This window comes from Pseudoalteromonas sp. (assembly GCF_018402495.1).
GTDB lineage: Bacteria > Pseudomonadota > Gammaproteobacteria > Enterobacterales > Alteromonadaceae > Pseudoalteromonas.
This window is the reverse complement of the sequence record NZ_JAGYIU010000001.1, coordinates 1,071,775-1,084,003: the sequence shown is the minus strand read 5'-3', so window position 1 is coordinate 1,084,003 and position 12,229 is coordinate 1,071,775. Positions and strand designations below refer to the sequence as shown.

Below are 12,229 nucleotides of genomic sequence, written 5' to 3'. Positions count from 1 at the left end.
AACCGGAGTAATAATGCCAAAACGTACCGACATAAAAAGCATTCTTATCTTAGGCGCAGGCCCAATTGTAATTGGTCAAGCTTGTGAATTTGACTACTCTGGTGCTCAAGCGTGTAAAGCACTAAGAGAAGAAGGCTATCGAGTTATACTCGTTAACTCAAACCCAGCAACTATCATGACTGACCCAGAAATGGCCGATGCAACATACATCGAACCAATTCACTGGGAAGTGGTAGAAAAAATCATTGAAAAAGAAAAGCCAGATGCTGTACTGCCTACAATGGGTGGCCAAACAGCACTAAACTGTGCGCTTGATTTAGACAAGCATGGTGTATTGGCTAAGCATGGCGTTGAGCTTATTGGCGCAACAGCCGATGCAATCGATAAAGCAGAAAACCGTGAACGCTTTGATGTTGCTATGCGTAACATCGGCCTAGAATGTCCACGTGCTGAAATTGCCCATTCAATGGATGAAGCGCGCGATACCATGACCCGTATCGGCTTACCGTGTATTATTCGTCCTTCTTTCACAATGGGCGGCACCGGCGGCGGTGTGGCTTACAACATGGAAGAGTTTGAAGAAATCTGTGAGCGCGGTTTAGACCTTTCACCAACCAGCGAGTTATTAATAGATGAGTCGTTAATTGGTTGGAAAGAATACGAAATGGAAGTTGTTCGTGACAAAAAAGACAACTGTATTATCGTCTGTTCTATTGAAAACTTTGACCCAATGGGTGTGCACACAGGTGACTCAATCACTGTGGCTCCAGCACAAACATTAACCGACAAAGAATACCAAATCATGCGTAATGCCTCTATGGCCGTATTGCGTGAAATTGGTGTTGAAACCGGCGGTTCAAACGTACAATTTGGTGTAAATCCAGTTGATGGCCGTATGGTTATCATTGAAATGAACCCACGTGTATCACGTTCATCGGCACTGGCCTCTAAAGCAACCGGTTTCCCTATTGCTAAAATCGCCGCTAAGTTAGCGGTAGGCTACACGTTAGATGAGCTTCAAAATGATATTACGGGTGGTAAAACCCCAGCGTCGTTTGAACCGTCAATCGATTACGTTGTAACAAAAATTCCTCGCTTTAACTTTGAAAAATTTGCCGGTGCAAACGACCGTTTAACGACGCAAATGAAATCAGTGGGCGAAGTAATGGCGATTGGTCGTAACCAACAAGAGTCATTACAAAAAGCATTACGTGGCTTAGAAGTAGGCGCAACAGGCTTTAACCCAATTGTGGCACTTGATGACCCCAAAGCAAAAGAAAAAATCATTCGTGAATTACGTGAGCCAGGTGCAGAGCGTATTTGGTACATTGCCGATGCAATGCGCCATGGTATGAGCGTTGAAGATGTATTTGAATTAACTAAGATTGACCCTTGGTACTTAGTACAAATTGAAGATATCTTAAAAGACGAAGCTAAAATTTCAGAAGTCGGTATGGCCGGCTTAAATGCAGACTTCCTACGTAAGTTAAAGCGCAAAGGGTTTGCTGATCCGCGTATTGCAGAAATTGCCGGTGTGTCAGAAGCTGAAATCCGTAAAAAGCGTCATCAACTCAATATTGTGCCTGTGTACAAACGCGTTGATACGTGCGCTGCCGAATTTAGCTCAGATACAGCTTACATGTACTCATCTTACGATGAAGAATGTGAAGCGAACGCATCTGACCGTGATAAAATCATGGTGATTGGTGGCGGTCCTAACCGTATCGGCCAAGGTATTGAATTTGACTACTGTTGTGTTCATGCTGCGCTTGCGCTTCGTGAAGACGGTTACGAAACTATTATGGTTAACTGTAACCCTGAAACGGTATCTACCGATTACGATACCTCAGACCGTTTATACTTTGAACCAATTACCCTAGAAGACGTGCTTGAAATTGTACGTGTTGAAAAGCCAAAAGGCGTTATTGTGCAGTACGGTGGTCAAACGCCACTTAAACTTGCGCGTGAGCTTGAAGCGAACGGCGTGCCAGTCATTGGTACTTCGCCAGATGCGATTGACCGTGCAGAAGACCGTGAGCGCTTCCAACAACTTGTTGAGCGTTTGGATTTACTGCAGCCAGAAAATGCCACCGTAACCTCAACTGAAGAAGCTATTTTAAAATCAGTTGAAATTGGTTTCCCACTGGTAGTACGTCCTTCGTACGTATTAGGTGGTCGTGCGATGGAAATTGTATACGATGAGCAAGACTTACGTCGTTACATGACCGAGGCCGTATCTGCCTCAAATGAAGCGCCTGTATTACTTGACCGCTTCTTAGATAACGCAATCGAAGTTGATGTTGACGCAATTTGTGATGGTGAGCAAGTTATTATTGGCGGCATCATGGAGCATATTGAACAAGCGGGCGTTCACTCTGGTGACTCAGCGTGTTCATTACCAGCTCACTCGCTAACGCAAGAAGTACAAGATGTAATGCGTAAGCAAGTAACTGATATGGCCCTTGAGCTTGGCGTAGTTGGTTTGATGAATACACAGTTTGCGGTTAAAGATGGCAAAGTGTATTTAATCGAAGTAAACCCACGTGCAGCACGTACAGTTCCATTTGTATCTAAAGCAACGGGTGTAGCACTTGCAAAAGTTGCGGCACGTTGTATGGCAGGTCAATCTTTAGCAAGCCAAGGCATTACTAAAGAAGTGATTCCACCGTACTACAGCGTAAAAGAAGTGGTATTGCCATTTGCTAAGTTCCAAGGTGTGGATCCTATCCGTGGCCCAGAAATGCGCTCAACGGGTGAGGTAATGGGTGTTGGTGATACTTTCGCCGAAGCGTTCGCAAAAGCACAATTAGGTGCAAGCAACACTTTACCACGTGGTGGTCGCGCGTTACTATCTGTACGTAATAGCGATAAGCCACGTATTGTAGAACTAGCTAAAACCATGACAGACCTTGGTTTTGAGCTAGATGCAACAGGTGGAACAGCTGCTGCACTTGAAGATGCTGGAATTACGGTTCGCCGTGTAAATAAAGTATATGAAGGTCGTCCGCACATTCTTGATAGAATCAAAAATGGCGAGTATAGCTATATCGTTAATACCACCGAAGGTCGCCAAGCGATTGAAGATTCAAAGGTGTTACGTCGTGGTGCATTGCAGCACAAAACCAATTATACTACGACATTGAATGCGGCATTTGCTAACTGTACTGCTAACCAAGCAGATGACCGCAGTAAAGTGACGTCTGTTCAAGAACTACACCTGCGATTGAACTAAGGAAATGTGCCAAGGCCGTAACCACGGCCTTGGGATTAAGTGAGAAAAGTATGCAATCAATTCCAATGACAGTTCGTGGCGCAAAATTATTGCGCGATGAACTTAACGAATTAAAAACTGTTACCCGTCCAAAAATTGTATCTGATATTGCTGATGCACGTGAACACGGTGACTTAAAAGAAAATGCTGAGTATCACGCTGCGCGTGAGCAACAGGGTTTTTGTGAAGGCCGTATTCAAGAAATTGAAGCAAAACTTTCAAACATGCAGATGATTGACGTAACAAAGATGCCTAATACAGGCCGAGTGATTTTTGGTACTACAGTAACCATCGTTAATGTTGAAACCGACGCTGAAGTTAAATATCAGATTGTTGGCGATGATGAAGCCGATATTAAAAATAATTTAATCTCTGTTAATTCACCAATTGCTCGCGGCTTAATTGGTAAACAAGCGGATGACGCTGTGATTATCAAAACGCCAAAAGGTGATGTAGAGTACGAAATCATTGAGGTTGAGTATATTTAATTAGTTAACTCACTTTAACGTTTTATAAAAACCAGTGTTTAGCAATAAGCACTGGTTTTTTTATGCTCGGCTTTTATATTTGGTTTAGATACCGGTCAATTATTATTCATTGTTTGTAAATGTAGGCTATGTTGTTATGGTAGTAACCTATTCTTCAATAAGGAAATAATATGGCAAATATACTGTATCCAGCACCTTTAAAAGTGGGATCTAAAATCGCTGTGTGTTCTTTATCAGCGGGGATCAAATCAAAATATCACCCACGGTTAGACATCGTCATTAATGGCTTAAAACATCGAGGTTATGAGGTTGTTGAGGGGGAGTTTTTACGTCAAAACGAGCCGCGAGCTCAACATACTGCTAAGCAGCATGCCAAGCAATTAATGGACTTTTTATTAGATGATAAAATAGATGCGATTATGCCGCCAATGGGCGGAGAGCTGGCAATGGAAATATTGCCGTTACTTGATTTTGGCGCAATTAAAAACGCTAAACCTAAATGGTTGGTGGGTTATTCAGATGTCAGTACGATTGCCTGCGCACTGACAGCAAAATGTAATTGGGCAACACTGCATAGCGCCAATTTAATTCAGTTACACCCCGATGAAAAAGATCCGTATTGTTTACAAATTTTTGAAAGTCTAAGCTATGAGGCTAATAGTGAGTTTGAGCAAGCACCCTCGACTTACCATCAACATAGCAAGCCTGATTATGCACAAAACCCAAACGTATTATTTGATCACAGCGCGCCAACCCAGTGGCAATGTTTAAATTACACCGATAAACGCAGTATCGAAATGTCAGGGCGATTGTTTGGTGGATGTCTTGATACGGTTGGGCTGTTGCTTGATTCGCCTTTTTTAGCACTGCATGAGTTTAAAAAGCATAATGCCTCGCAAGGTATCGTGCTTTATTTAGAAAGCGCAGAGCTCACGCCTGCGACGGTTGCACGGTTTTTATTGTCACTCAAATTAGCCGGTATGTTTGATGATATAAACGGGGTGATTATTGGCCGCCATGTAACCTTACAGGGGCAAGATCCGGGGTTTGATTATCGCCAAGGCTTAAATGCCGCTTTTGGCGGGTGTTTATTTCCGGTGATCATTGATGCCGATATTGGTCACATCCCTCCTAATTTAAATTTAATCAATGGAGCTTTATGCACTGTTACCGCAGATGTTGAGCAAGGCAAAGTTATTAGTGCGTCTGTGGTCACAAAACTAGCCTAATAAAGTAAGCTGCTCACTAACAATTTAAAGTGAGCAGCTTTAACTTATAAAACCTGAATTACTTGTTCTTTGCTTAAACGTGACTTTGGTAACTTAGCATTGTAGTCTTCTTCTGCATCATGGTAACCCAGCGCAAGTGCAACATCACAGATGTAGCCGTCTAATTCGCTTGCAAACTCTTCACCAATCAGCTGTGCATCAACGCCTTCCATCGGCGTGGTATCAATCCCTAAGCGTGCTGCTGCATGCATAGTATTGCCTAAAGCAATGTAGGTTTGTGCTTTGGTCCACGCGGCATTATTACCTTGCTCATCGGTATTTAAATCAACAAACGCAAAAGCGCCAAAAGCTTGCTCGCGGTTTTCTTTTTTAGTTCGGCCATTTTTTATATCAGCATCAATTACTTGGCCATAGTTTTCACGGGTATATTGCGGATTATGAGCAAATAAAATAATGTGCGATGCCGCTTTAATGTGTGGCTGATTAAATTGAAACTTATTAGTAAAGGTACTATGCATACGCTCTTTTGCGGCGTCTGATTCAATCACAATAAATTTCCAAGGCTGTGAATTAATTGACGAAGGAGAAAGACGCATAGCATCATACAATACTGCTAAATCGTCTTGAGAAATGCGCTTTGTAGCATCATAACGTTTAGCGGTGTGGCGGCTTTGAAGATCGCGAATAATAGGGTGAATCATAGTCTCTCCATAATAAAAAAAGCTGATAAATAGGGTTCATTAAGTGTATGAGCAGCATAATACAATTTGCTTTATTTAAAATAAACATCATAATTATTGAATCATTATCAAATAAAAATAGATAATATGCAGGTTGATGACTTAAAACTGATTTTAAAAGTAGCTGAGTGTCGAAGCATTACGCTGGCTGCTGCCAAGTTAGATATGCGTACAGCAACCGCCAGTGCTGCTATTAAGCGCGTAGAATCAGCCCTTGGCTGTGAATTATTTATTAGAACAACTCGCCATTTGCGTTTATCTAGTGCAGGGGAGCGATACATACCCCAATGCGAACAAGCGCTGGCTGTACTTGAAACGGCAAGGCAAAATCTCAAAGGGGAACATGATGCTATTGAGGGCGAATTGCGGGTAGCTACTTCATCTGATTTAGGGCGTAACTTAGTGATCCCTTGGATTGATGGCATTATGGATAGGTACCCAAGTGTGAGTTTGCGTACGCACATTAGCGATAGCAATATCGATTTTTTTCGTGATTCGGTTGATATTGCACTGCGTTATGGCTCCCCAAGTGATAGTAGTGTTTATGGATTTAAAATTTGCAACGTACCGCGACTACTCTGTGCTACACCTACCTATTTAGCTAAATATGGTGAGCCAGAGCACCCTGATGATTTAGCGCAGCATCAAGGGTTATTTTATCAGCTGCAAGATATTATCAATAATGTATGGGAGTTTACCGATGGCCAAAAAAAATACAAAGTAAAAATGCAGGGCAGACGTGCCTCAAACGATGGCGATTTAGTCAGGCGTTGGTGTTTGGCAGGTAAAGGTTTAGCGGTTAAATCGGCGTTAGATATTGCCGATGACTTATTAAATAAAAGGGTCGTTACTGTGATGCCTAACTATCAGCACACTCAAGGGGAGCTGTGGCTTATTTGCCCAAGCAGGCAATCAATTACTCCCGCTGTACGGCTACTACGCGATGTGTGCAGAGGAAAAACCGCTCACTTATTGAACCAGCTAGTAAAAGAGGGAATTGTTGATAAACGTGTATTAATTAACGAGTAACAAATACACGCTTAGTAATGTTAACTTAAGTGGTTATTAAAAAACGCTAATGTACGCTGCCATGCAAGTTCGGCATTTTTTTCATCGTAGCGGCCAGTCGAATCGTTATGAAAACCATGATTTGCGCCTTCGTACATGTGCATAGTGTAATCAACATTGTTTGATTTTAAGCTCTGCTCATACTCAGGCCATGTGGCGTTAACGCGTTTATCAAGCTCAGCTAACTGAATCATTAATGGCGCTTTAATGTTTTTATGTAAGCTTTCACTTGCAGGTGTACCATAAAAGGGCACGCCCGCAGTCAATAAATTACTGTCTACGGCAGCTAAATAGTTAACAATATAGCCACCAAAACAAAAACCAACGGCACCTAATTTACCATTACTATTTGGATGCGCTTTCAAAAAATGCGCGGCGGCAACAAAATCATTTTGTATTTTAGCGCGATCCATTGTGCGCTGCATGGCACGACCTTCATCGTCGTTGCCAGGGTAACCACCCAGAGGGTGTAACGCATCGGGTGCAAAAGCGATAAAGCCGGCTTTAGCCAGTCGCCTTGCAACATCTTTTACATACGGATTTAAGCCGCGATTCTCGTGAATTACTAATACAACAGGTAGATTGCCTTGTGTATTTTTTGGAACCACTAAATAGCCTTTGCCCGAAGCATGGCCATCAGGCGAATCAAATTCTTGGTAAGTGGCTTTTATGTCATCGTCGTTAAATGAGACCTGCTCAGCTTGAGCGTAATTAGGTAATAATGCACCTGTAAGCACCGTCATTGAAAAGCCCAATGTGGCCAAGCCGCCGAGCTTTTTCATAAACGTGCGTCTATCAATTAACCCATGAGCGTATTCGTCATACCAATCAAATGCTTCTTGAAGAATGTGTTCAGACTGAGGGGAGGTCATAGTTGTGCCTTATTTTATTATGATTATTTAATACCATAACGTAAAAGGCATAAAAAACGAGCAGTTTAATTTATAAATAAAAAGCTCGGCATAATTATGCCGAGCTTTTTTGGTTGGGATTTTACTGAATTAACTATTGGTCGTTGCTGGTTGGCCATCGACAATCGCATTTTTACCACGCCATTTGCGGATCAGGCGTTTCGCATCTTCAAGCGCAACATACTGACATGGTATAAGAATAAGCGTTATTACCGTGGCAAACAGCACACCAAAAGCGAGCGATACCGCCATAGGTATAACAATTTTTGCCTGTAAGCTGGTTTCCATAATAATTGGCATGACCCCTATAAACGTAGTGACTGAGGTTAGTAATACGGCTCTAAAACGACGCGCTCCGGCTTGCATTACCGCCTCTTTTATTGCCACACCTTCTGCACGGGCTTTATTTACAAAATCCACCATAACAAGAGAGTCGTTAACTACTATACCGGCTACAGCGATAATGCCGAACATTGATAATCCGCTCATTGTCATACCTAAAGCCATATGACCAAACATGGCACCTACAACACCAAATGGGATCACTGACATAATGATCAAAGGCTGAGAGTATGAGCGAAGTGGAATGGCCAGTAGCGCAAAAATAATCATTAATGAGATTGCAAAATCACGTAGTTGTTCATTAGCACTTTCCATCTCTTCTTGAATACGCCCAGCAACATTACTTTGTACCCCTGGGTAGTTTTTAAGGAGTGCTGGTAAGTAAACATCACGAATTTCTTGTGCAATGGCAAATGGCTCTACTTGGTCGCTATTGACCGCAGCCCATACATTAACAGTACGGTTTGAGTTTTCACGCCTGATACTGCTTACGCCGTCAACCAGCTTGACTATAGCTATTTCACTCAAAGAAACTTCAGCGCCCGAAGGGGTGATAATACGCGTATCTTGAATGTTACTAATAGAGTTACGCTCGCTTTGAGGGTAGCGAATCATTACTTTGATTTCTTCACCTTCACGTAAAATACGCTGTGCTTCAAGGCCGTAATAACTAAAACTAACTTGAGAGGCCACATCAGCTAGGGTTAAGCCCATACTGTAAGCAAGTGGTTTTAAATCAAGTTGTACTTCGTCTGTGGCACTTTGTAATGAGTCATTTACATCCCCCACGCCTTCCATACTTTGTAACTTAGCTTTTAGTTTGCTAGACACTGCTTTTAGTTCGTCGGCATTTTTTCCTTCGAGTCTAAAGCTAACGTCGCCATCATCACGACCACCGCCAAAAATACTATCTTGAATAGTGAGTGTTTTAAGCCCCGGTAGCGGCGGCATTTTTTCACGCCACAAAGTGCTTAGCTCAAAGGTATCAATTGGGCGCAAATGAGGCTCTACTAAAATGGCCATGATACTCGCATTAGTACGACCACGCAGACTAACAGACAAATCACGGATCATAGATTGGCCATACTGCAGCTCTAGTTCTTTGTCGACGCTCAGTAATACATTTTCTATTTTACGCGCTGTTTCAAGCGTTGCTTGCTCAGAAGAGGCAAGGTTCATTTCTAGCGATATACGCGGAAAATCATGCGGAATTTTAGGGTTCGGTACAAATTTAACCATACCACCGGTAAAGAGTCCTGCACTGACGATTAAAATACATAAAAAGCCAATAATCACGGTATAGCGATAATGGATACAACGGCCGATAAAAGGAGTGTAATAATGTTCAACAAAATGCTTTAAGCCACTATCAACAACATTACGTAATTTGTGTAATGGATTTTTAGGATTAGGCTTACGCGGGTTCATTGCTGCAATGTGTGCAGGTAAAATTAGTTTTGATTCAATCAGTGAAAAAATTAAGCATAAAATAATCACTACGCCAATGGCTTTTGAAAACGCAGCGCTTGGGCCTGAAGCCATTGCTTGAGGTAAAAATGCGGCAATAGTGGTTAGTACACCAAAGGTTGCTGGCATGGCCACACGTTTTACACCACGAATAACGTTGTTAAGTGAGTGCCCATGTTTTTCAATTTCAGCACTGGCCGACTCACCTACAACAATGGCATCATCAACCACAATCCCCAGAACAATAATAAAGGCAAACAAAGACACCATATTAATAGTAATGTCTAAAAAGCCGATAGGCATAAATAAGAATGCCCCTAAGAAAGACACTGGTAGGCCCATCATTACCCAAAACGCTAAACGTAGCGGTAAAAACAGCGCTAATACCAGCATAACTAAAATACCACCCCACACCATATTGTCGAGCATCATGTCGAGTCGGCCTTCAAGGTAGTAGGTTAAATCAACGATGGGTGAGAGCTTAACGCCTGCAGGAAGTTGATCGGCTTTGTCGGCTAGGTATTTTTTAAGAACTTTAGCGACAACGGTAATGTCTTGATCTTTTGAGGCATCAACTTCAAACGTTAATGAATTTTTACCATTGTATTTAGAGTAAAGTAGGCCCTCTTCAAAGCCATCATTAATAGTGGCTACATCGCCTAATTTAATTTGAGCACCGTCTGGTAATGTAATGAGCGGTAACTTTTCAAATTCGCCGCCACGATAAGCTTGCTTTTCGACACGCATCGAGATGTAGCCAGTGTCAGAGCGAATTTGCCCCGCCGACATATTAGTAGAAAAGCTTTGTACCGCATTAGATACATCTCTAAACGTGAGTCCGTATTCGCGAAGTTTATCAGGGCTAATTTCAATGCCAATTTCGTAGTCTAAGCCACTGTAAAAATCAACAAGGTTTACGTGAGGAAGGTTTTGTAATTCATCCTTAATATCATTGCCAAGCTCTTTTAATTGGTAATAACTCATATCACCATAAAGCGCGAGTATCATTACTTCCTGTTGAAACTTGTCACGCTGAACAACAGGGCGCTCCATACCAGCAGGAAACGTATTAATTGAATCTACCTGAGTTTTTATTTCATCTAGCGCTTCTTTAGCGTCATACTTTTCTTCAATCTCAATCCAAGCTTGTGCATAGCCTCTATTAGAATAAGTGATTAAGCGCTTTATACCTTCAGTGCCTTCAAGGTTTTCTTCAATTTTTATCGTAATACCTTCTTCCACCTCTTGTGGCGCGGCGCCAGGGTATATAGCTTGAATACTTACCCAGTTACTTTCAAATTGGGGGAACGCTTGTTTACGAATTGTTAGAGCGGTTAGTAATCCACCAATCAATATAAAAACCATGATCAGGTTAGCGGCAACTGGGTTGCGCGCGAACCAGGCAATTAATCCTTTTTCTTCAGTCATAGTCATCGTTTACTCTCCTTTAAGTGCAAGTTGAGTAACATCTGGCATTGTCACTGTGTCTTCAATTTTTACCGCCATGCCTTCGGTTGGGTATTCAAGGGCTGAGGTAATTAATTGCTCCCCTTGTGCTAAACCTTGATCAGCGATGACCATGCCATTTTGTTTGCGAATAATATTGAGAGTTTTAAATGACAGGGTTAAATCGTCGTTTAATATCGCAATTTTATTTTCCTTTACTAAATGGTGCGGCACGACGATGGCATTATTAATTGTGCGGCCTTCTATGCTGGCGTTAACATACGCACCAAAACGAAGTGGCTGGGCTTTATCAGCATAGGGGGTTAGCAATTGCGCCACTAAATAGCTCATTCGGCTTTTTTGATCAATCACCCCTTCACTGCGAACGACCTTAGCCTGCCATGTGGTTTCTTTTCCTGCGTATTGTCCATTAAGCTCAACTGTTGCACCGATACCACTATTATTAAGGTATTGCAGCTCTTTATCGGCAACAGGTAAGCGTACCTCAGCGACCTCAGTTGAACTTAGCGAGCCAAAGCTATTGCCCGGGTTTACTACCGAGCCTAAACTAATGCTACGCGCGTTTATAATCGCATCATAAGGGGCTTTAATATAAGTGCGCTCTAAATTACGTTTGGCACGTTTTACGCTGGCTTGTGCTGAGCGATAACGCGCCATTTTCTCTGCTAATTGTGGTTTACGTAAATAAAGCGCAGACGCAGTAATATCGCTTGAGTCTGCTTTAATGCGTTCCCATTCGGCTTTAGCAACATGCGCTTGTGCACGTTCAATTTCAAGTGCTGAGCTTGCTTGAGCAAGGCCTGCCTCGGCTTCAATTAAATCAGCGTCGTAATCATTTGGATCAATTCGTGCTAAAATATCCCCTTGCTTTACAAAGGCACCTTCAACAAAGTGTTCTGCAACAGAAATAACTTGGCCACTTACCTGAGCAATCAGTTCAGTGCGCTCTTTTGGTTGTACAATACCGTACGATTTAACATCTAGGGTCATTGCATCAAGGTTTATAGGTTGAGTTGCAACCAAAGGGCGAGTATCTTGCGGTGGCTTTTCTTCTGGCGGCTTTTTTAGTGTAGAAAAGCCAGCTGCGAGAGTGATGCCACCAATAAGGACCGCGATCGGAAGTATTATTTGCTTTTTAGTCGCCACAGGGCATTCCTTCATAAATTATGCTGATGGGCTAATAATAAGCAATAAAGTGTTTACAGTGTGTTTGAAGATGTAACAAGTCATTGCAAAGTGCGGTTAC

The 12,229-nt window shown here is 42.3% G+C and carries 8 protein-coding genes; 4 read left to right on the top strand and 4 right to left on the bottom strand.

Annotation, left to right across the window (positions count from 1 at the left end; translation table 11 throughout):
• Nucleotides 1-13 precede the first annotated feature (13 nt).
• The 3 genes from carB (at nt 14) to KG708_RS04965 (ending at nt 4,988) form a co-directional block, all read left to right on the top strand.
• Entirely contained in the window at nt 14-3,232 is a 3,219-nt protein-coding gene (gene carB, locus KG708_RS04975; RefSeq protein ID WP_016900400.1) for a carbamoyl-phosphate synthase large subunit, read from the top strand.
• Nucleotides 3,233-3,282: 50 nt separating this feature from the next.
• Nucleotides 3,283-3,759, top strand: a complete 477-nt coding sequence (greA, locus tag KG708_RS04970) for a transcription elongation factor GreA (protein WP_213608362.1) — start codon at nt 3,283-3,285, stop codon at nt 3,757-3,759.
• A gap of 170 nt (nt 3,760-3,929) precedes the next feature.
• Nucleotides 3,930-4,988 carry a S66 peptidase family protein gene (locus KG708_RS04965; RefSeq protein ID WP_213608361.1) on the top strand — a complete coding sequence of 353 codons (1,059 nt, stop codon included), beginning with the start codon at nt 3,930-3,932 and terminating at the stop codon, nt 4,986-4,988.
• A 44-nt stretch (nt 4,989-5,032) separates the two neighbouring features.
• On the opposite strand, the gene KG708_RS04960 is transcribed toward KG708_RS04965, so the two are convergent.
• The gene (locus tag KG708_RS04960) at nt 5,033-5,689 is read right to left on the bottom strand and encodes a nitroreductase family protein (RefSeq protein ID WP_213608360.1); all 657 of its coding nucleotides are present in this window, start codon (nt 5,687-5,689) and stop codon (nt 5,033-5,035) included.
• Nucleotides 5,690-5,815: 126 nt separating this feature from the next.
• Here KG708_RS04960 and KG708_RS04955 point away from each other — a divergent pair, with 126 nt between their 5' ends.
• A complete protein-coding gene (locus tag KG708_RS04955; protein WP_213608479.1) occupies nt 5,816-6,757 on the top strand; it encodes a LysR family transcriptional regulator in 942 nt (313 codons plus the stop codon).
• Nucleotides 6,758-6,777: 20 nt separating this feature from the next.
• On the opposite strand, the gene KG708_RS04950 is transcribed toward KG708_RS04955, so the two are convergent.
• From KG708_RS04950 to KG708_RS04940, 3 genes are all read right to left on the bottom strand, one after another.
• Nucleotides 6,778-7,668 (bottom strand): dienelactone hydrolase family protein, encoded by an 891-nt coding sequence (locus tag KG708_RS04950; protein ID WP_213608359.1) that lies wholly within the window; start codon nt 7,666-7,668, stop codon nt 6,778-6,780.
• Between the two features lie 129 nt (nt 7,669-7,797).
• Nucleotides 7,798-10,950 (bottom strand): efflux RND transporter permease subunit, encoded by a 3,153-nt coding sequence (locus KG708_RS04945; RefSeq protein WP_213608358.1) that lies wholly within the window; start codon nt 10,948-10,950, stop codon nt 7,798-7,800.
• Nucleotides 10,951-10,953: 3 nt separating this feature from the next.
• A complete protein-coding gene (locus KG708_RS04940; RefSeq protein WP_213608357.1) occupies nt 10,954-12,129 on the bottom strand; it encodes an efflux RND transporter periplasmic adaptor subunit in 1,176 nt (391 codons plus the stop codon).
• Between the last annotated feature and the right edge of the window lie 100 nt (nt 12,130-12,229).

Bases quoted from the DNA above. Each gene is read 5' to 3' on its own strand.
- carB (WP_016900400.1), top strand. From the start codon at position 14: ATGCCAAAACGTACCGACATAAAAAGCATTCTTATCTTAGGCGCAGGC.
- KG708_RS04960 (WP_213608360.1), bottom strand. From the start codon at position 5,689: ATGATTCACCCTATTATTCGCGATCTTCAAAGCCGCCACACCGCTAAA.
- KG708_RS04965 (WP_213608361.1), top strand. From the start codon at position 3,930: ATGGCAAATATACTGTATCCAGCACCTTTAAAAGTGGGATCTAAAATC.
- KG708_RS04950 (WP_213608359.1), bottom strand. From the start codon at position 7,668: ATGACCTCCCCTCAGTCTGAACACATTCTTCAAGAAGCATTTGATTGG.
- KG708_RS04945 (WP_213608358.1), bottom strand. From the start codon at position 10,950: ATGACTATGACTGAAGAAAAAGGATTAATTGCCTGGTTCGCGCGCAAC.
- greA (WP_213608362.1), top strand. From the start codon at position 3,283: ATGCAATCAATTCCAATGACAGTTCGTGGCGCAAAATTATTGCGCGAT.
- KG708_RS04955 (WP_213608479.1), top strand. From the start codon at position 5,816: ATGCAGGTTGATGACTTAAAACTGATTTTAAAAGTAGCTGAGTGTCGA.